This is a genomic window from Thauera sp. AutoDN2 (assembly GCF_051280715.1).
GTDB lineage: Bacteria > Pseudomonadota > Gammaproteobacteria > Burkholderiales > Rhodocyclaceae > Thauera.
This window is the reverse complement of the sequence record NZ_JBNCAR010000026.1, coordinates 1-18249: the sequence shown is the minus strand read 5'-3', so window position 1 is coordinate 18249 and position 18249 is coordinate 1. Positions and strand designations below refer to the sequence as shown.

Below are 18249 nucleotides of genomic sequence, written 5' to 3'. Positions count from 1 at the left end.
ACGATGAAGGTCCTCATGAACCCCAACGCCACCGAGTCCGAAGCCACCCCCCGAAGCACCGCCGTACCCGGCGGCCGGCTATCGCGCCTTGCTCGCCTCGGCAGCCTCGCTACCGGCGTGGCGGGCGGCATGCTCGCCGAAGGGGCCCGTCAGCTCGCCGCCGGCAAGCGCCCGACGGCACGCGAGCTGGTCCTGACCCCCGCCAACGCGCGCCGCGTCGCAGATCAGCTCGCACAGTTGCGCGGAGCGGCTATGAAGGTCGGTCAGCTGATGTCGATGGACGCCGGCAGTCTGCTTCCGGCCGAGCTCACCGGGATCCTCGCCCGCCTGCGCGAGGACGCGCGCACGATGCCGATGAGCCAGGTGGTCGAAGTGCTTGAAACGCACTGGGGCAAGGGCTGGGAGCAAGGCTTCGAGCGCTTCTCCTTCACCCCCTGCGCAGCGGCCTCGATCGGCCAGGTGCACCGGGCACGCACCCACGACGGTCAGGAACTGGCGATCAAGCTGCAGTATCCGGGCGTGCGCCGCAGCATCGACAGCGACGTGGACAACGTGGCGACCTTGCTGCGCGTCTCGGGCTTGCTACCGAGATCGCTCGATCTCGAACCACTGCTCACCGAAGCCAAGCGCCAGCTGCACGAGGAAGCCGACTACCGGCGCGAGGCGGAGAACCTGCACCGCTTCGGCCGACTGCTCGCAGGCGAGACCGACTTCGTGCTACCGCGCGCGGTCGACGCACTGACCCGCAGCGACATTCTCGCGATGAGCTGGGTGGACGGTGTAGCGGTGGAGTCACTCACGGACGCCGACCAGTCGGTGCGCGACCACCTGGCAAGCCGCCTGATCGGGCTGCTGTTCCGCGAGCTGTTCGAATTCCGCCTGATCCAGACCGACCCCAACTTCGCCAACTACCGCTTCGAGCCAGAAGGCGGGCGCCTGGTGCTGCTCGACTTCGGCGCCACCCGGCCCTACGCTGAAGCGGTGGTCGAGGCCTATCGCCGCTTGATCGCAGCGACGATCGGCGGCGACCGCGCAACCATGGCCGAGGCGGCGGAGGCCATCGGCTACTTCCAGGGCAATATCCACGCCGCCCAGCGCGAAGCGGTGATCGACCTGTTCTCCACCGCCTGCGAACCCTTGCGCCATGCCGGCCCCTACGATTTCGGCACCAGCGACCTGGCGCTGCGCTTGCGCGACGCCGGGCTCGCCCTGAGCATGGAGCGCGACTTCTGGCACACCCCACCAGCCGACGCGCTGTTCCTGCACCGGAAGCTGGGCGGACTGTATCTGCTCGCCGCGCGGCTGCGGGCGCGGGTGAACGTGGGCAGCCTGGTGGCGCCCTACCTTGGTGCGCCAGACCGGCCTGCAGGCGCGGTGAATACCGTCAGCACGCCGGTGTAACCATACAGCCGGTTGCGGGCGATCTCACCGCCGGCGAAGAAACCCACCATCGGCAAATCGCCCAGCACATCGCGAATCACGCCCGATTCGGCAGCCGGGGCGCCGAAATGGCGCTGGCCGCGGCCGGAACAGCTTACATACACCGCGCCCAGCGCGACCCGGCCGCTGTCGACCAAGGCGTCACGGATCTCGTGTGCAGCGCGCTGCAGATCCGCGAGCGCGGTTTGCGGGTCACGCCGGCAGAACACCAGCGAAGCCCCCTTCGTCACCGCGTCCGCATCTGCGATCGCCACCAGTCCCGCCCCAGGGTCCATGCCGACAATGTGACGCACGAGCATGTCGGCACCGAAATCCCCCTCTTCCTGCGCCCCGTCGTCCTCGGCCGGATGCACCCCGGCAAGCGTGTTCGCCAGCGCCTGCGCCACCGGCTCGAAGGCCATGTCGGGCGGCAGGCCGAGGTCGGCCATGGCGCAGTCGAGCGCAGCACGACCATCGAGGGAAAGCACGAGGTTGTCCTGCACCCGGCTCACCACCCTGCGCGGGCCGATCGGGCGACAGCCCTGCGTCACGCGCGACACCACGCCGATCTCCGCAGCAAAAGCAACGCCCGACAGACCGCCGCCATCGAACACCGCATCGGCGATCTGAACACTGCGCCCGCGCGAAGCGGTTAGACCACCGAAAAGGTAGCCTCCCGTCGTACGTTCGGCCAGCTCGGGGAGCAACTCCTGCAGGTCGGGCGTGCGGCCATCGGCATGCACCAGCGCAGTATGCGGATGAAAGTCGCCACTGTAGGCGCGCAGGGGCTGGCGCCCCGAAAAAACGCGGAAGCTACGCCGCGGCAAGGGCGCAAGCATCAGCGCCAGTGCGGCTTCATCAAAATGCTCGGCGCCGCTTGCGAGCACACCCACGCCCACCGTTCCAGCCCAGTGCACACCCGGCAGGCGGTGCTGCAGCGCCGCGAGGATGTGCTCGGCCTCCACCGCGAAATGATCGGTGAGGTAACACAGGCCGAGGCTGAACTCGAGCGTCTCGCCAGTGCGCTCGAAGGCGTGCACGGTCGCAACCCGGGCATCGTGCAGCAATGTATCGAGCGCGCGCTGCAGCGCGACGCGCCAGTCGTTGTGCGCGGCGTGACTGGCGACGAAACGGGTGGGACCCGGGGGCTGCGACATCAAAATCCTCCAATGAGCCTGGCGCCGAAGGGAAGCATGCAGGGCGCGCACCGCACAGACAGCGGCCGCCGGTACGCCGTTCCCGCCGCGCCGGCCTCAGGCGCGCGACAAAAAGGCCTCCAGCGCGGCCGCCACCTGTTCGGGCTGGTCGTGCTGCAGGTTGTGCCCGGCATCGGTGATGGTGACGACCCGGTGCTTGGCGAAGCAGTCCAGGCGGTGGCGAAGCTCGGCAGGCGCATCCCCGAAGCGATCGTTAACGTAGCCCTGCCCGGCAAACAGCATCAAGGTCGGCGCGGTGACCTGTCGCCAGCACGCCATGGCGTCCTCGATGCGATACACGAAGGGCGAAGGCACCTTGTGCCATGGATCACAAGCCATCTCCACCCGCCCATCCGCCGCCACACGGCCAACGTGGCGGGCGAGGAATTCGGCCCGCTCAGGCCTCAGGCGCGGATTGACCGCGCACAGCCGGCGCGCGAACGCGGCATGGTCCGCATGCGTGGGCAGGCGCGGCGGCTGGGCCTGCGCGTCGAGCCACTTGCCGAGCAGCAGGGGCGCGTCCGCCTCGGGGGGCGGCTTGAGGCCGAGGAAGTCCATCATCACCAGCTGCCCCACCCGCGGCGGGCGCAGCCCTGCATACGCCCCGGCCACGGCCGCACCCATGCTGTGCCCGACCAGGCGCGCTGGCCGCCCGGGCGAGTAGTGATCGAGCAGCGCATCGAGGTCTGCATAGTAGTCGGGGAACCAGTAACTGTGCCCGAGCCAGGTGCTGCCGCCGAATCCGCGCCAGTCGGGGGCAATGATCTGCCAGTCCTCGCGCAGCGCATCGACCACGAACTGAAAGGTGGGAGAGGAATCCATCCAGCCGTGCAGCAGGAAGAGCTGCGGCGCATCCACCGGCCCCCAGCGGCGCACCGCATACTCGAGGCCGCGCACCGCCACGCGCTCGACCGTGGAAGGCTTGTGCACCGGCGCGAAACCCTCTGCGTCGGACATGCGGACCGGGTCGTTTTCCGGGACAATCGGATTCGTGTTCATGTCTTAATTCTAGCTGCCCCGAGCGCGCATACACATCGCTCCGGGCATTCTGGCCGATGACCGACCCCGCCTTCCTGCGCCGACAATTTCTCGCCACGCCTTTCACCATACGCAACGAGCGGCGTGACTTCCACGCGTGGCGACGCGGCCGGTCGCACTACCTGCTGTGGGCGCTCGACGTGGACACCCCTGCAGTGCGGGCACGGGTGGCCGCGGCGCAGCACGCGCTGACCGGCCTGCTGCTCGACGGCTACGCACGCCAACCGCACGTCACGCTCGCGCTGTGCGGCTTTCCGGCCAGGTCCGGCCGCCCTGCACACGACGAATTCGATTTCGAGCGGATCGCCGCGCAGCTTGCCGCATTGCAAACGGCCAATCCGGGCGGCTTCGACATCGAGATCGGCGGACTGGAGAGCTTCTCCTCGGCGCCCTTCCTGCACGTGGAGGACGACGGTACTGCGCTCGCCACCCTCCGCCGCTGCCTGCATGCCGAGGCTGCGCACCCGCAGGGCCCCTACGTGCCCCACGTCACCGTCGGCCTGTATGCCGATGCTTGGCCCACGGCCGCGGTGGCGCAGCGCTTCGAGCCGCTTGCCGACACACCCCGCCTGCACTGCCGGATCACGCACCTGAGCCTGATGGGCTATGTCGCGGCGGAGATCGGCGGCACGCTGTTCAAGGTCGCCGACTATGGTCTGGGCGACGGCCACCTGCACTGGCATGCGAGCGCATCCGCCCTGCTGGACCACGATGTTGCACTGTCGGACCACACGGCGGCGCGGGACCCTGGACTGCTGCATGCCCCCCGACACGCGCGCACGGAGGCGACATGAAGCACAGCACCCGGTCCGCCGCCACGCCCGCGATGCCGGACGCCACAGCGACCCTGGCACGCCCCGCCTCGCTCACCGCGCTGTTCGTCGCCTTCAGCCTGCTTGCGCTACAGGGCTTCGGCGGCGTGCTCGCCGTTGCACAGCGCGAGCTGGTGGACCGGCGCGCCTGGCTCACCCGCCACGAATTCATCGAACTCTATGCCGTCGCCCAGTTGCTGCCCGGCCCCAACGTGGTGAACCTGTCGCTGATGATCGGCGACCGCTACTTCGGCTGGCGCGGTGCGCTGGCTGCGGTTTCCGGCATGCTGCTCGCACCGATGCTGGTGGTGCTCGTGCTCGCTGCCAGCTACCAGGAGCTCTCCCGCTATCCGGCCGTGGCAGGCGCGCTGCGCGGCATGGGGGCCGTCGCTGCCGGGCTGATTCTGGCCATGGCGCTGAAGATGCTCGTCACCCTGCGCGGCAACGTGCTCGGCCCGGCGCTGTGCTCTGCGCTCGGGCTCACGACACTGGTCGCGATCGCGGTCCTGCGTCTGCCGCTCGCCTGGGTCGTGATCGGCCTGGGCCTCACCGCCTGGGGGCTTGCCCGCTGGCGCATCGCGCGAGCCCATACGCACGCCCGTGCCAAGGACCGGACATGGTGAGCACTCTGCCGGCGGCCGATCTGCTTGAACTCTTCCTGCGCTTCCTGGTGCTGTCGCTGCTGTCGATCGGGGGCGCGATGTCGACCGCGCCCGAGATGCACCGCTACCTCGTGGTGGAGCGCGGCTGGCTGGGCGAGGCCGACTTCACCACCGCGATCGCGCTCGCCCAGGCGGCGCCGGGCCCGAACGTGCTGTTCGTGCCGGTGCTCGGTTTTCAGGTGGCCGGCATTCCCGGGGCAGTGGCGGCGCTGGTGGGTATCCTGCTGCCCTCGACCCTGCTGTCGCTCGGTGTGAGCCGCTGGGGCGCCACGCGCCGCGACACACCGCTGGTGCGCGCCTTCACCGCCGGGCTGGCGCCGGTCACGGTGGGATTGGTGTTCGCCACCGGCTGGCTGCTGGCGCTGCCTTTCATCGGCGACCCCGCGCATCGTGCCGGGGCGCTGGCGCTGATCGGACTCACCGCAGCGGCCACGCTGAAGACGAAGCTGGCGCCGATCTGGATGATCCTGGTCGGTGCCGCCGCGGGCGCGCTGGGCCTGGTGTGAGCAGTGGCCACCCGTACCGCAGGGGCAAGGAGATGATGGAGCACGTGGATGCGGTGGTGATCGGCGCCGGCGTGGTGGGCTTGGCATGCGCGAAGTTCCTCGCAGAATCGGGGCGCGAGGTGATCGTGCTCGAGCGCGAGACCGCCTTCGGCAGCGGCATCAGCGCGCGCAACAGCGAGGTCATCCACGCCGGGCTGTACTATCCGCCCGGCTCGCTCAAGGCGACGCTGTGCGTAGCCGGTCGCAAGGCGCTGTATGCCTACTGTGCGGAGCGCGGCATCGCCCACCGCCGCCTCGGCAAGCTGGTGGTGGCCAGCCGCGTGCCCCAGTTGCCCGCGCTCGAAGCCATCGCCGCCCGTGCGCGCGCAAACGGCGTGGATGATCTGCGTCCGCTGGGCGCCGCAGACGTGCGCACACTGGAACCCGAACTCGACGCCGCGGGCGGTCTGCTCTCGCCGTCCACCGGCATCGTTGACAGCCACGGTCTGATGCAGGCGCTACTGGCCGACGCCGAACGCCATGGCGCCGTGCTGGCGCTGGCCAGCCCGGTGTGCGGCGGGCGGACGGACCGCACCGGCATCGTGCTGGACGTGGGCGGCAGCGCGCCAATGCAACTGCGTGCGCGCTGCGTGATCAACGCCGCCGGACTGGACGCACCACGGCTCGGCCATACCCTCGCCGGCCCAGCTGCACTGCACGCACCGCAGGCTTTTTACGCACGCGGGGTGTATTTCAGCCTCGTCGGGCGCGCACCGTTCTCGCACCTGATCTACCCGGTCCCCGAAGCGGGCGGGCTGGGCGTGCATCTGACCCTGGACCTTGGCGGCCAGGCACGCTTCGGGCCCGACGTGGAATGGATCGAGCAACCGGACTACCAGGTCGACTCGGCGCGCGCCGAACGCTTCTACGCCGCCATCCGTAGCTGGTGGCCCGGGCTGGCCGACGGCCGCCTGCAGCCCGCCTACGCGGGCGTGCGGCCGAAGATCGTCGGCCCAGGCGAGGCGGACGCCGACTTCCGCATCGACGGTCCATCCGCGCATGGCGTACCGGGGTTGGTGCACCTGTACGGAATCGAGTCGCCGGGGCTGACCGCGGCGCTGGCGATCGGGGCACGGGTGGCAGCAATCTGTTGAGCTGCGTTCGCCGCACGGGCCAGCGCGTACATGGCAGAGGCGCCACAAGCCGCGCCGGCACGGCCCGCACGAAACGCTCGCGGCGGCACATGGTCAGACGCCTGACGACTTCGCCGAGACCGCCATGTCCCCGATCCTGTTCGTGCTGGTGCCGATCCTGATGCTCGCCGCCTGGCTGCCGGGCTGGTGGGTGCGGCGCACGCTGCAGCGCTACAGCGAGCCCGCCGACCGCTATTACGGCAGCGGCGCCGTGCTCGCGCGCCTGCTGCTCGACAAGCACGGCCTCACCCAGGTCAGCGTTGAAGAGTCGGAGACCGGCGACCACTACGACCCCGAGGCGCGCGCCGTCCGCCTGTCGGCGCATACCTATCACCAGCGCTCGCTGACCGCCGTCACTGTGGCCGCACATGAGGTTGGCCACGCGCTGCAGCACGCCGAAGGCTACGCACCGCTGGCACTGCGCGAGCGCCTGGTGCGCTTCGCCATCAAGGGCCAGCGCCTGGGCGCAATGATGATGGTGGCGGTGCCGGTCATCACCGTCCTCACCCGTCACCCCGCCCCCGGGCTACTCTTCGTGCTTGCGGGGCTGCTGTCGATGGGCCTGGCTGCGGTGGTTCATCTGGTGACATTGCCGACCGAGTTCGACGCCAGCTTCCGCCGTGCGCTGCCGATGCTCGAGCGCGGCGGCTACCTGCACCCGTCGGATCAGCCCCATGCGCGCAAGATCCTCGAGGCCGCCGCGCTGACCTACGTCGGGCAATCGCTGATGACGCTGCTCAACATCGCGGCCTGGCTGCGCTTTCTGCGCCGGTGAGCGGCCGATTGGCGAACAGGCTGGCCACACCCCTGCCGTTCTTCAGCGCGAGAAGAAGGTGCAGGCACAGGGCCTCAGCCCTTCTCACCCCCAAGGAACGCCCAGGCTCCGAAACGTGATCGCAGCGCTGCTGCTCACGCTCGCGTCCGAACTCACTATGCCTGTGACGGCCTCGCCAAACGGGACACCCGGGCGCTGAACACGATCTCCAGCCTGGATCTTCCGCGCTACATGGGGCGCGGGTACGAAATTACCCGCCCGAGAACCAACAGGCGCTGCCGAAGCGGCTGTGCTACAAGGACTTCGACACGGACAAGCTCATGGCCACCCCGCAAGAAGCGCAATAGGTGCAGCGGAAAAAATGCACTTTCCGCTAAGATGCAGCCGCATCGACCCGATACCCGAACGTCCTCACAGGAGCCCGAACCATGGCAGACCAATGGCTTGAAACACTGATCACCCCCACCCCGCAGGCTGGCTATGAACTGGCCATCACCCTGAGCCGCCGCGGCGTGAAATACACCCAGCCCGACCCGGAAGTGCTGCACAAACTGCGCCCCGAGTACGCCAACAGCGCCGAAGCCCTGACCGCGGCCTCACAGGTCATTGCGATCAACTTCCAGACCGTCGCCGCCGCCAACAACTACTGGCGCAAGTAAGCGGCCCAGTGCGTTACGCCGGGCACAAAAGGAAATGGGTCACCTTCGGAGTCTAGCCCAGTCTACCGGCGCCTCCAGGTCTTCCTTGGTCACAATCGGCTTTATTCAGTATCTACAAGGCTTTCGTCAGGCATCAGGCGAAATTTGACAAACCATCCGGCCACGATCTAACCCTAGTAAATACAAAAAATATGGTTAAGATGTAAACGTAACATGGTCCTACCTAGACGACCCCTACCCTCACGCGAGGGATTAAACCTAAGTGGCTTGGGTTAATTGCTATAATGCCTACTATCCTGCGACTCGCCAGCGCCCGGGTTGTGATCTATCCGAACGATCACCGCCCCGCCCACGTCCATGTGATCGGGGGTGGATGCGAGGCAGTTTTCAAGCTTCGTTGTCCCGACGGGCCGCCCGAGCTGCGTGAGAACTTCGGCTTCACCCGAAAGGACCTGAGCGAATTCAGCGCCGCCCTGACGAAGGCGTTGGGCAAGCTGTGTGATGAATGGGAGCACCTTCATGACGATTTCTGAGACCGAATTCGAGCGGGCCAACCGCCGCGGACAAGACCGCCGCGCAAAAGGCCCCGTGGCGACCGAGGCGCATTTTGATGCGCTTCGTGGCCGCGTCGTGATCGTGCTGAGCTCCGGGCTGGAGGTGTCGTTCGAGCCTCGCTTGGCCGAGGGCCTCGGCCAGGCTGCACCGCAAGCGCTGAGCGAAATCGAGATCAGCCCCTCAGGGCTCGGCCTGCACTTCCCGCAGCTCGATGCCGATCTCTACCTGCCTGCCCTGCTTGAAGGCATGCTCGGCTCCCGCCGCTGGATGAGCGCAGAAGCAGGGCGAGCCGGGGGACGCCAGACCTCGGAAGCCAAGGCGGCCGCGGCGCGCGCCAACGGACGGCTTGGAGGGCGGCCGCGCAAGGCCACGACAACGTAGTCGAGAGGGCGCCAGCCCCCTCACACCGCATACTGACCGTCCCAGCTCGGCGCCTCACGGATATGACCCAATCAAGCGCGACCTCCCCTGCACTGCCGGCGATGGAGCACATCACCCTCCCTTTCGCCGAGATACTCGGGCTGGACGCAGACCTTGCAGCGTTCATGGAGCAGCACTGGGTGGTTCCGGACTTCGGTTTTGCGGTTCGCCATCACGATCGAGCACTCCTGGAACTCGCTTACGCGATGAACCCGATGACCGTGATCCGGCGCAAGGAGGGCTACGATGTCCTGGGCGCAGGTCGTGCGTACTGGCTCGCGCAGCAGCTGTACGGCCCGGAGGATGCCGTGGTGGTGCTCCGGATCAAAAGCGGCCGTCTGCGTAAGGCGCAAAAGCTCCAGATCCTGGCGGCTGACCTGATCATCCATCACGCCCTGGCCCGCACGCGCCCGCATCTTCCACACCAGCTCTATTGCCTGCATCAGGCAATCGCGGAGGCAGGCTTCATTGCGATCGCGGAAACCGATCCCAAGACGAAGACATACGGCCCTGCCAGCGCCAAGCGCTTTGCCATCGCCACGGGCTACAGCCTGGATGCAGTCCTGCCGCGACAGAAGCGACAGGGGTTCGATGAACCCGACAGCGAACCCGCTCTGTGAAGTTCAGCGCCCCCGTCCAGGCCCCAGCGCACCAGAGTCTGATCGCGGCCTGTACCGATGCCGGGTTCGATCCGATGGCGCTGCGCCGGCTGCTCTGGCTCATCAATGCCCACCCTGATTTGGTCGCGCACGCGCAAGTTTTCGAGCATGTGGGGGCGTTGCTCGCATCGGCGCAATCACTGCCCGGCATTTTTCGGGAGCACGCGCTGCTGGACGAATTGCCTCAATGGATCGAGCTGTGCCGTTGGATCAGCGAGCGACGCTCCGCGCTCTCCCAAGCCCCCGCACTGGCGCTCCTGGACCGCAAACCCCAGCACGAGCACGACCATCCGCTGTTGCGTCACGGCGTATCACGTCACGGCCTCGTCGCTGCGTTATGGAATTGCCATCATGCAGCGCTCGACTACCCACCGGATGAGCGCCGTCCGATCGCCGCGCTCCGGTATTTTCAGCTTCAGCTGCAAACCCTCGCGAGTTACATGCAGGCTCGCTTTACCTATGACCAGACCCGGGCGGGGACTGGATACGCCGGACTCGAGCACTTCGAACACTACGACGGCCCGCGCGAATGGCCGATCGCGCCGTCCCCCACCTCGGATGTCGGGCTCGCGATTCGCGAACTGAGCCTGGCTGAGCATGACCAAGTCGTGTCGCTTCTGCCGGAGGTGCAAACGGCGCAGGACTATGCGAAAGCCATGGCTGGCATCGACCTCTCAGCCTGGGAGGGCGCGGACGGCAAACCCGACCGGATCGGTCGTTACCTCGGCTCCCTCAAACGCTACTTCGCGCGATACGCCAACCTGTTGACGCAGGGTGTCGTGTTCCGGCTGTACCGTCGCGCACGCTCCGAACGCTACAACACGGGCGGGCGACAGCGTCGGCCCGGATATGTGAATCTGCCTGATGTCGCCGGCGTCTTTATGCAGCATCAGCAGGCACCCGACTTCGATGAAGATCTCGACGACTTTGCCCATTTTGAGGCGACGACGGTTTTTATCGACATCGGACTTGAAGAAGACGAAGAGACGAGCGCGCTGGAAGCCGCAGGGCTCTCGCCCGCCGAATCCCTTGAGCCGACGCTTCAGCTTTATGCCAGCCAGGAAATCGGCACCAAGCTCGCTGAGTTGCGCAGACAGCAGCTTGCAATCGAGATGCAAGCACAGCCGCTGCCTTTCTTTTATGCGACACCCACCCCGGTTGAACTGCGCACGCTCCATGGGTTTCTATTGCGGCGCGTCGAGCGTCACTTGGCCGGAAACGCAAAAAACCGGGCCCAAGCAAGGCTTGAGTGTATCGGCGCGCTGATCCTGCTCACGATGCTTGCGCTCGGCCAACCCCTGCGCCGGGTGCGGGAGTTGCGATTCGAGGTGATGGAACCCTCTGAGCAACTGTCGCTAAGAACTGAACACACCACGCTCATTCTCAACGCAGGAGCAGGGCTCGGTGCCGCCCTGGGCGCGCCTGCGGTGCTCACTAGAGGGTTCTGGATTCCAGCCATCGGGCCCAGCTACAAGACCGATTTGCCCGAGGCACTGAGCAAGATGCAAGAGCCACCATTGGCCCCCGGTTTGTTGCTACCCGACTGCTTGGGTATCGGCGTCCTGCTAACACGCTTTCTGGGAAGCGAGCATCGAACGAACAAGCGCGTGTTCGGCATCGAACCGAGCACTGCAAAGCAGGCGGTGATGCAGTTGCTCAGCGCGCCTGGGCTCGAGCGACTCACCCCCGTGCGCGTCGCCCGTGCCCTGCCAACCCTTCTACGCAGCCTCGGCGCCGATGCCCCTGCCACGTGGCTGCTCTGCGCGGAGACCGACCGCAGCGATGAGCCGCGCATGTTCTATACCCAATATCGTGTCGATACGCTCATTCGCTTGCACGGGCGCGCCAGTCATCGACTCGCACGGCAGCTCGGCATTACACCCGCAACCGCCTTGCCACGCGTGCCCGCTGAGGCCATCACGAGCGATCAGGGAATGAGGGTCGGCGCCCGGTTCGTCGCACCGCTCGGGGTCGTCCATGACCTGCTCAGGACCCTCAGCGCCGAGATCCGCACCTCCCGCCGCACGCCGCTGTTTGGCGCACTGCTCGTTGCGTATCACGCGAGTTACACCCTCTACACATGGCTCTACTCGGCCCTCTCGACTAGCATGCGCGCGCTGACGAGCCCGCGCGCGAATACGCTCTTTCTCGCGGGCGAAGATGACGCAGTGCATGCATTCGACGCGGCACTGTCAGACAAGGATGACGAACGCAGCAGCCGCGCACGGCTGGCAATCGTTGATGCGTCGCTGTGCCTTCAGTTGCAGAACTACCGCGACCATGTCGATAACCTGCTCCAGCGGCTGCAGCCGCAGATCGATCGCAAACAGGCTGCTGACTGGCAGCCCTTCGTCGTGCTCGATGAACGCCGCCGGCTCGCGCCGCTGACGCCCACGTGGGTCGCCGGTCAGCTTGCCGCGCGTGGCGCGCCACTGCCGGCCAACTTCCATCGCGCATTTCTGCGCACGCAGCTTCTCGCCCGCGGCGTCACCGGCGAAGTGATCGACGCGTTCCTGGGGCACTTCAACGACGGCGAGTCCCCGTTTGGGAGGTTCTCCAGTTTTGATTACGGCTTGCATCGCGCCCAGCTGATGCCGGCGTTGCAGTCCCTGCACGAGGCGCTCGAGCTCGTTCCGATCAAGAGCCGACTCCTTCACCACCTCGACCGGCGGGGTTAGTCGATGAACCTGAATGTAACGCTGGAGACGGCGTGGTCGGATACGGAACGGAGCCTCTCACCGCGCACGCGCCAGCGGATGCCCGGGCTCAAGCGATTCCTCGCGCAACTCGAGAATCCGCACGCACGGCTGTTGAGCGGTCGCGAGTCGCAGGACGATACCGCCGCGACCGACTTCGCAAGCGCGCGAACGCTCGAAGCGCGCATTGTCAGCCGTATCCGCACACAAGAGCTGCAAAGCGCTGAGGCGGCCGACTGGCTTCGCATCCTGTATCTGGTCATCCGGAATCTGCGAACTGCGGGGGTGAGCGTCGGCGAGACACGACTACCGGCGACCCTGCCCAGCACGCCCAGCCCGTTTTCTGAACCGAGCATGGCCGCCGCGGCGCGCACCGCGGCATGGCGCGAAGCACTTCATCGCGGGATCGAATCACTCGGTAGCAACCCGATTGATCCCCTTCAAGTCTGGGGCGCAACCCTCCTTTCGGCGGTCTTGCACGGCGCGCTGCTCGATTCAGTCAAGCTCAACCGGCTGATCGAACACATCAGCCAAGGCGGCCGGTTCCACGGCACCGTCCCCCGCTGCTACCTCGAGTTCGACCTCCCCCACCAGGGACTCGGGAACCTGCATCTGCAGCGCTGGTTTCCGGATGCACTGACCGCGCTTCTGCTCATCCGCCTCATCGAGCGTCAGGCCGGCGTGGCGGCTTCAGCGCCACCCTCTGCTCTGAAGGCTCAGGTCGCTATCCGGCGCTTCCTCACCGCGCAAGGCCTCTCGCGCGAACGACAGCCGACCGGGGTCAAGGACCTGATCGAATCCGCCAGCACCTGGTGGCGGGCTCATGCGTCCTCGCTCGACGTCGGCGTGATGACACGCGCGCTCCCAGCGCATGCGATTCACCGCCGAAGCTGGCAGCAGATTTTTGGCGCTTCGCAGTCCTCACTCGCGGCGCGGCTGCGATCCAGCGCGTACGTCTCACCCGAAGACGCAGACGCCGACTACGCGGACCTGCTAGAGAATCTGTCGATCATGTATCCGTGGCTCGAGCCTGCGCTGGCCGCTCTGGAAACCGATCAGCACTCGACGGCCCTCGCGGCCATCACTGCCCTGATGGCGCGTCACCCGCACGAGCCACTCGCCCGTTGCTATCTCGGTTTCATCCAGTTCCTCGTCGAAGGCAACAGCGCGACCGGTAAGCCGCTGGCCCTATCAACAGTTCGTCACCGGGTGACCGAGTCTCTTCGCCGCTTGCTGTCTCATCTGGGGTCGGCCGATCCGATACAGATGCCGCTCGAGGACCTGCAGGCTCTCTACGCAGAGATCAGCAACGAGTGCGACATCGAGTCGGCCCGGCTCGCACTCAAGACGGGCCTGCGCGAGTTTCACGCTTACCTCGTGCGCAAACATGGTTTGCCCCACATCCAGCGGCTGGACCTCGTGCTCGGTGATGACGCCCATTTGATGCCGGTCGACGCCAACCTGGTCACCATCGACGAGTACTGGGCAGCGCAATCGTGCCTGGATCAGGAACTCGCCCGCGGGGTTGCACCCGACCTCGTGCGCATCGCCAAGCTCGTCCTGATGATGGCGTTTCGGCTGGGTCTGCGTGCGATGGAGATCTTCGGGCTGCGCATCGAGGACGTCCACCTGCACGGCCGCGGCCTCACGGTGCTGGTCCGCGACTATCCCGGCCATCGCCTCAAAACCGAGAACTCGAAACGGATCCTCCCTGCTCACGCCTTGCTTGCACCGGGCGAGCGCACGATGCTGAGAGCCTGGGTTCGCAGGCGACAAGCAGAAGATGCGGCCGCGGTCGAATCGGGGGTGACACGCTCCGCGTTGCTCCTGGCGAGCGTCAAGACGGGCCGCACCAGTGTGTCCTACGAGGGCATCTCGGACCGTGTCTATGCGGCGCTGCGCCGCGCCACCGGAGACCGGCTGCTGTTCATTCACCACTTGCGGCACGCGTTTGCGACGTGGACGATGCTGCGTCTTCGCGCACCCGACGCCCCCGAAATCCCGGAATTCTTCGCAGCGCACCCCGCCACCGCGCGCTGGCTTGCGAACGGGCGTCGAGCGCGCCTGCTGTTGCTCGGCCATGTCAGCGCGCCGAGCCGAGTGTATGGCTTTGCCGTCGCGCGGCTGCTCGGGCATTCGAGCCCCACCGTGTCGATGGGACACTATATCCATGGCACCGAGATCGTGATGGCCGCCCTCACCGATCGCGAACTGCGTGCGCTGCCCAACACTGTGCTCGCCGCCGCATCGGGTCTGCCCTTGAGCACGGCGATGCGCTACCTCGAGTCGTCTGCACTGGCACTGGTCGCGCGCACGCTGGCGCGACTACCCCAGTTGCCGGCGCCCTTAGTCGAGGAACCCATCGAGCCGACGGCGCCCATGGTGCCTGCCCCCTGCCAGCGTCCCCGAGGGCGCCCCAAGGCACCGCCACCCCACCTGAGCGCGCACTGGCTCGCACTCGACAAGGTCCGGGCCGTCCTGCATCTGGCCGCGTTGCCCGACCTCTCACAGGCCCAGATTGCCGAGCAGTTGCAGATGGCGCCAGCCGCTGTGGCCTCGATCCTCGCACAAGCACCGGTCTATGCCCCCTTGCTGGGGCTTGCGCTCACGGACACGAACGTGCCCAAGCTGCCCCGGCCGCGCTTGCCAGCCGAGCTCGCGTTTCTGGCCAGTTTCGAAGCGCGTCTGGCGGTGCTCGCACGCAAATCACCGGCGTTGTGCCGTGCTGGCCTGCAACTTCACCTGAAGCACTTCAATCGCCAGAAGCATGATGTCGTGTTCACCGGGCCCCAGCATGGCGATGCGCTCGCAAGCTATATCCAGTTCCTGGGCGAACTCGGGATCAAGGAGTCGGAGTTTCAGTGCGTGCTGCGCACCCAGGACGGCCAAGCCCGTCCTCCGGCCTGGGTTCCTTCCACGCTCAAGGCTCAGCTTCCCGTACGCATCCGCCGCATCGGCCCACCCTCACTCGCCAAGGCGTCGAGCTACGCCAAGTGGCTGGGTATCCAGCTCACCGAGCCGAATGGTAGCGGGCTGGGTCACCTGGCGGGGATGGCCTGCATGCTGGGCACACTCGCGCTTGAGACGACGCTCAGAGAGCCTTCTGATACCCATCACCAAGTGTGATAGTTCAACGATGAATCGCGTCTTCAAAACTCGCCACTTCAGCCGCTGGATGCGAAAGACAGAACTGACTGACGAGGCCCTGTGTGGCGCAGTACGCGAGATGGCTCAGGGGCTGATCGACGCGGATCTCGGCGGTGGTTGCGATGACGACAAAGACGAAGGCTAAGAGCCGAATCCTGGAGGCTGTGCACGAGACGGCGGCGGATCTGAGCCGGTTGGGCTTTATCGACCAACGCAAGATGCGCAAATACGACGCGTTGTGTCTGGACCCGATTCCCGACTATGACGCCCAGAAGATTCGGTCCCTTCGCGACCGCTATCAGATCAGCCAGACCGTCCTGGCGTCGCTGCTCAACACGAGTCCGTCAGCGGTGCGCCAGTGGGAGTTGGGCGGCAAGCACCCCAGTGGTCCATCACAAAAACTGCTCAACCTGCTTGAGCGCAAAGGCCTTGAAGCATTGATCTGAAGGCCTTGCGATGATGCAGACGGGGGCGCGCTTTCGCCACGGCGTCGGCCGAGACTTGACTCAATCGGGCGTCTCTCCCTGTTCCGCAGGAATGAAGGGAATCAGGCCTTTCTCGTAGGCAAGGCGCTGCAGTTCGAGCGGCGCGGTGCGAATGTCCATCATCAGGCCATTGACCTGCAGTATCCACACCATCGGGTTGTCTGCGAGGCGGCTGGGTAGGGTCCATTCGTGTGAAAACGGCCCCATCTTCAGCGCATCCCGGATCGCCTTCGACTTGTTCTGCCCGGTGCTCTCGGCGATCCCGAAGAACGCATAGATGGCCTTCGGCTTGCAGTGCGGCGTCTGAGAGGCATCGTCGAGGAAATTCACCCGGCCGACCGCATGCACGGCCGCCGCCGCCCAGACGCTCTCCTTGCCGCTCGACAGCGGCGAAGGACGCTTGCGGGCGAGCGCACCGACGACGCGGTGGATCATCTGACGATATTCCTCGTTGAGGTACTGTGCGCAGAACGCGTCAGTCAGTGCGGTGATGGCGGCGAACTTCTCGGCCATCACTTTGGGGATTCGCTCGGATGTGACCATGGTGACTGCAAAGTGGGAGAGACGTCGCATTCTCACAGATTGACCGGTCCATACCAACGGGTCGGCACGGGCGGGGACCGAGGAGCAGAAACGTGGTCAGCAACGCGTCGTCCAGCGTGAGCGTGGCGCACACGGTCTCTCCCCCTGATCATGGCCGGGGATGTGTGTGCCGGGGGGCTTCGAACAATCGAACACCACACCCCCTCATGCACATCGTCGGCAGGGCAGAGGTCGGTGTGGTCGCGAAGTTGGAACGCGCTTTCTCAGCCGTCGTTTTCAAGCCCCGACAAGAAGCTGCGTACGCCGGGCCTGCTCAAGCGGCGGCGGTGCCAGTCCGGGTGCTGATGCGGCTGAAAGGCCCGATGGGGTGTCTGCGGAGTGGGTTCGGTCACGCGCAGCCAGCGCCCGAGTACTTTCCTGACGCAGTATTGGCACAGATCGGCCTGGACCCGATTGCCGTCACCGAAAACACTGCCGTAGCCGGCCGTGAAGTCGATGGAAATCCGTTCCTGGTTCTCGTCGTGGTCTTCCGTGCGCATCACGCGCCCGCAGCGGTCGCAGATGCACACCCGCTCTGGCATGGCTTTGATCTTGTACATGGTCCGACTCCTCTTACGTGAAATAGGGATGAGCGAACACGTCCGGTTCAAGCCGAACCGGTTTCGCTCATGAGTAAGAGGGGGGGCAATGAAGGCCCTGGACCCGGGGGTATTGTGACGCGGGAGCATGATTCTGCAAACACATGGCCACGATGTCGTCAGGTGATGCGGGATCGGGCTTACTCCCAGCGGGCATCCAGGCCGCTTCAGTGCAGCACCCGGCTCCCGCCGCAGCACACCGAAAAGCCTCGTCCGCTCCCACACGGACAGGGCGCGTCCTCCTGCCACGCCGGAGTCTCCTCCCCGCGCGCCATCGCCGCCATCGCGCTCCTGACCTCATGCTCGGTGATCCGGTCGGCAATGGCCTCCAAAGTTTGAGGCAGCACATCGGTGAGGGCCTCACACTGTGTCGGGCTCAGCGGCCTGTTCGGCACGGCATGGCGAAACCTCTGATCGACCTCGAGCGCGGGCTCCTGGGGCGCGGCGGCGAGTTGATGGACCGGCCACAGCAGGGTCTGTATGTCGGGCGCATCGCACAAAGGCCCCCAGCGGTCCCACGCGTGCGCGATCCCGCGCAGAAACCCCGCACACCAGACGCTGCCGTCCGAGCGCTCCTCATCCCGATGTGGGTACCCCCCGCACCATCGGCGCGAAGAGATACTCGGGGTCGTCGAGTTCGATGTCGATGCGGGTCATCGTCTTGCCGACCAACTCGCCCACGCGCCGGGCCTGAGGGACAGCTTCGAGATCCAGTGGCAAACCCGGCATCGGCTTGAGAATCCACGGCAAGATCGGTTCGACTCGCGGCTGAGCTGCCCCACGGATTTCGTCTTCCAACGTAGTCGTCGTACGATCGACGCAAAGACAGGAAGAACGACATGAAGCGCATCCCGAAACAGGAATACA

Annotated in this window: 20 protein-coding genes; 14 read left to right on the top strand and 6 right to left on the bottom strand. The window is 66.2% G+C overall.

Annotation, left to right across the window (positions count from 1 at the left end):
• Positions 1–15 precede the first annotated feature (15 nt).
• Positions 16–1401 carry an ABC1 kinase family protein gene (locus ACPT9U_RS13245; RefSeq protein ID WP_435751277.1) on the top strand — a complete coding sequence of 462 codons (1386 nt, stop codon included), beginning with the start codon at positions 16–18 and terminating at the stop codon, positions 1399–1401.
• Here ACPT9U_RS13245 and ACPT9U_RS13240 read toward each other — a convergent pair.
• Together ACPT9U_RS13240 and ACPT9U_RS13235 are read right to left on the bottom strand one after the other, a co-directional pair.
• Positions 1341–2576 carry an FIST signal transduction protein gene (locus tag ACPT9U_RS13240; protein ID WP_435751276.1) on the bottom strand — a complete coding sequence of 412 codons (1236 nt, stop codon included), beginning with the start codon at positions 2574–2576 and terminating at the stop codon, positions 1341–1343. The genes ACPT9U_RS13245 and ACPT9U_RS13240 overlap by 61 nt on opposite strands.
• A gap of 96 nt (positions 2577–2672) precedes the next feature.
• On the bottom strand, positions 2673–3572 hold the full coding sequence (locus ACPT9U_RS13235) for an alpha/beta fold hydrolase (protein WP_435751309.1): 900 nt from the start codon (positions 3570–3572) through the stop codon (positions 2673–2675).
• A 98-nt stretch (positions 3573–3670) separates the two neighbouring features.
• Between ACPT9U_RS13235 and ACPT9U_RS13230 the strand changes: the two genes are divergently transcribed.
• The 13 genes from ACPT9U_RS13230 to ACPT9U_RS13170 all read left to right on the top strand — a co-directional run bounded on the left by ACPT9U_RS13230 (position 3671) and on the right by ACPT9U_RS13170 (position 16162).
• Positions 3671–4447 carry a 2'-5' RNA ligase family protein gene (locus ACPT9U_RS13230; protein WP_435751275.1) on the top strand — a complete coding sequence of 259 codons (777 nt, stop codon included), beginning with the start codon at positions 3671–3673 and terminating at the stop codon, positions 4445–4447.
• A gap of 32 nt (positions 4448–4479) precedes the next feature.
• Positions 4480–5088 (top strand): chromate transporter, encoded by a 609-nt coding sequence (locus ACPT9U_RS13225; protein ID WP_435751308.1) that lies wholly within the window; start codon positions 4480–4482, stop codon positions 5086–5088.
• Positions 5085–5633 carry a chromate transporter gene (locus ACPT9U_RS13220; RefSeq protein ID WP_418364621.1) on the top strand — a complete coding sequence of 183 codons (549 nt, stop codon included), beginning with the start codon at positions 5085–5087 and terminating at the stop codon, positions 5631–5633. The genes ACPT9U_RS13225 and ACPT9U_RS13220 overlap by 4 nt, the downstream gene beginning before the upstream one ends.
• Before the next feature lie 35 nt (positions 5634–5668).
• On the top strand, positions 5669–6766 hold the full coding sequence (locus ACPT9U_RS13215) for an NAD(P)/FAD-dependent oxidoreductase (protein ID WP_435751307.1): 1098 nt from the start codon (positions 5669–5671) through the stop codon (positions 6764–6766).
• A gap of 124 nt (positions 6767–6890) precedes the next feature.
• Positions 6891–7580, top strand: coding sequence for a zinc metallopeptidase (locus ACPT9U_RS13210; RefSeq protein ID WP_435751274.1), 690 nt, complete (start codon positions 6891–6893; stop codon positions 7578–7580).
• Between the two features lie 428 nt (positions 7581–8008).
• Positions 8009–8239, top strand: a complete 231-nt coding sequence (locus ACPT9U_RS13205) for a hexameric tyrosine-coordinated heme protein (RefSeq protein WP_435751273.1) — start codon at positions 8009–8011, stop codon at positions 8237–8239.
• Between the two features lie 284 nt (positions 8240–8523).
• Complete coding sequence (locus tag ACPT9U_RS13200; protein ID WP_075146754.1) at positions 8524–8772, top strand: DUF4160 domain-containing protein; 249 nt, start codon at positions 8524–8526, stop codon at positions 8770–8772.
• On the top strand, positions 8759–9175 hold the full coding sequence (locus ACPT9U_RS13195; RefSeq protein ID WP_075146753.1) for a DUF2442 domain-containing protein: 417 nt from the start codon (positions 8759–8761) through the stop codon (positions 9173–9175). The genes ACPT9U_RS13200 and ACPT9U_RS13195 overlap by 14 nt, the downstream gene beginning before the upstream one ends.
• Before the next feature lie 101 nt (positions 9176–9276).
• Positions 9277–9834 carry a hypothetical protein gene (locus ACPT9U_RS13190; RefSeq protein WP_435751271.1) on the top strand — a complete coding sequence of 186 codons (558 nt, stop codon included), beginning with the start codon at positions 9277–9279 and terminating at the stop codon, positions 9832–9834.
• Positions 9831–12551 (top strand): hypothetical protein, encoded by a 2721-nt coding sequence (locus ACPT9U_RS13185; RefSeq protein ID WP_435751270.1) that lies wholly within the window; start codon positions 9831–9833, stop codon positions 12549–12551. Before ACPT9U_RS13190 ends, ACPT9U_RS13185 begins: the two co-directional genes overlap by 4 nt.
• A 3-nt stretch (positions 12552–12554) precedes the next feature.
• On the top strand, positions 12555–15695 hold the full coding sequence (locus ACPT9U_RS13180) for a tyrosine-type recombinase/integrase (protein WP_435751269.1): 3141 nt from the start codon (positions 12555–12557) through the stop codon (positions 15693–15695).
• Between the two features lie 10 nt (positions 15696–15705).
• Complete coding sequence (locus ACPT9U_RS13175; protein WP_198158975.1) at positions 15706–15861, top strand: type II toxin-antitoxin system RelE/ParE family toxin; 156 nt, start codon at positions 15706–15708, stop codon at positions 15859–15861.
• Complete coding sequence (locus tag ACPT9U_RS13170) at positions 15839–16162, top strand: helix-turn-helix domain-containing protein (RefSeq protein ID WP_075146749.1); 324 nt, start codon at positions 15839–15841, stop codon at positions 16160–16162. The genes ACPT9U_RS13175 and ACPT9U_RS13170 overlap by 23 nt, the downstream gene beginning before the upstream one ends.
• Before the next feature lie 60 nt (positions 16163–16222).
• On the opposite strand, the gene ACPT9U_RS13165 is transcribed toward ACPT9U_RS13170, so the two are convergent.
• The 4 genes from ACPT9U_RS13165 to ACPT9U_RS13150 form a co-directional block, all read right to left on the bottom strand.
• Entirely contained in the window at positions 16223–16744 is a 522-nt protein-coding gene (locus tag ACPT9U_RS13165) for a DUF6398 domain-containing protein (RefSeq protein ID WP_435751268.1), read from the bottom strand.
• A 263-nt stretch (positions 16745–17007) separates the two neighbouring features.
• Complete coding sequence (locus ACPT9U_RS13160; protein ID WP_435751267.1) at positions 17008–17343, bottom strand: hypothetical protein; 336 nt, start codon at positions 17341–17343, stop codon at positions 17008–17010.
• 206 nt (positions 17344–17549) lie between these two features.
• Entirely contained in the window at positions 17550–17921 is a 372-nt protein-coding gene (locus ACPT9U_RS13155; protein ID WP_435751306.1) for a YecA family protein, read from the bottom strand.
• A 37-nt stretch (positions 17922–17958) separates the two neighbouring features.
• Positions 17959–18132: a hypothetical protein gene (locus tag ACPT9U_RS13150; protein ID WP_435751266.1), complete on the bottom strand. Its 174-nt coding sequence runs from the start codon at positions 18130–18132 to the stop codon at positions 17959–17961.
• Positions 18133–18249: the final 117 nt, after the last annotated feature.

Coding starts and splice junctions, on each gene's coding strand:
- ACPT9U_RS13175 (WP_198158975.1), top strand. CDS start 15,706: ATGAATCGCGTCTTCAAAACTCGCCACTTCAGCCGCTGGATGCGAAAG.
- ACPT9U_RS13235 (WP_435751309.1), bottom strand. CDS start 3,572: ATGTCCGACGCAGAGGGTTTCGCGCCGGTGCACAAGCCTTCCACGGTC.
- ACPT9U_RS13190 (WP_435751271.1), top strand. CDS start 9,277: ATGGAGCACATCACCCTCCCTTTCGCCGAGATACTCGGGCTGGACGCA.
- ACPT9U_RS13215 (WP_435751307.1), top strand. CDS start 5,669: ATGGAGCACGTGGATGCGGTGGTGATCGGCGCCGGCGTGGTGGGCTTG.
- ACPT9U_RS13230 (WP_435751275.1), top strand. CDS start 3,671: ATGACCGACCCCGCCTTCCTGCGCCGACAATTTCTCGCCACGCCTTTC.
- ACPT9U_RS13200 (WP_075146754.1), top strand. CDS start 8,524: ATGCCTACTATCCTGCGACTCGCCAGCGCCCGGGTTGTGATCTATCCG.
- ACPT9U_RS13245 (WP_435751277.1), top strand. CDS start 16: ATGAACCCCAACGCCACCGAGTCCGAAGCCACCCCCCGAAGCACCGCC.
- ACPT9U_RS13205 (WP_435751273.1), top strand. CDS start 8,009: ATGGCAGACCAATGGCTTGAAACACTGATCACCCCCACCCCGCAGGCT.
- ACPT9U_RS13210 (WP_435751274.1), top strand. CDS start 6,891: ATGTCCCCGATCCTGTTCGTGCTGGTGCCGATCCTGATGCTCGCCGCC.
- ACPT9U_RS13165 (WP_435751268.1), bottom strand. CDS start 16,744: ATGGTCACATCCGAGCGAATCCCCAAAGTGATGGCCGAGAAGTTCGCC.
- ACPT9U_RS13225 (WP_435751308.1), top strand. CDS start 4,480: ATGCCGGACGCCACAGCGACCCTGGCACGCCCCGCCTCGCTCACCGCG.
- ACPT9U_RS13160 (WP_435751267.1), bottom strand. CDS start 17,343: ATGTACAAGATCAAAGCCATGCCAGAGCGGGTGTGCATCTGCGACCGC.
- ACPT9U_RS13240 (WP_435751276.1), bottom strand. CDS start 2,576: ATGTCGCAGCCCCCGGGTCCCACCCGTTTCGTCGCCAGTCACGCCGCG.
- ACPT9U_RS13195 (WP_075146753.1), top strand. CDS start 8,759: ATGACGATTTCTGAGACCGAATTCGAGCGGGCCAACCGCCGCGGACAA.
- ACPT9U_RS13170 (WP_075146749.1), top strand. CDS start 15,839: ATGACGACAAAGACGAAGGCTAAGAGCCGAATCCTGGAGGCTGTGCAC.
- ACPT9U_RS13180 (WP_435751269.1), top strand. CDS start 12,555: ATGAACCTGAATGTAACGCTGGAGACGGCGTGGTCGGATACGGAACGG.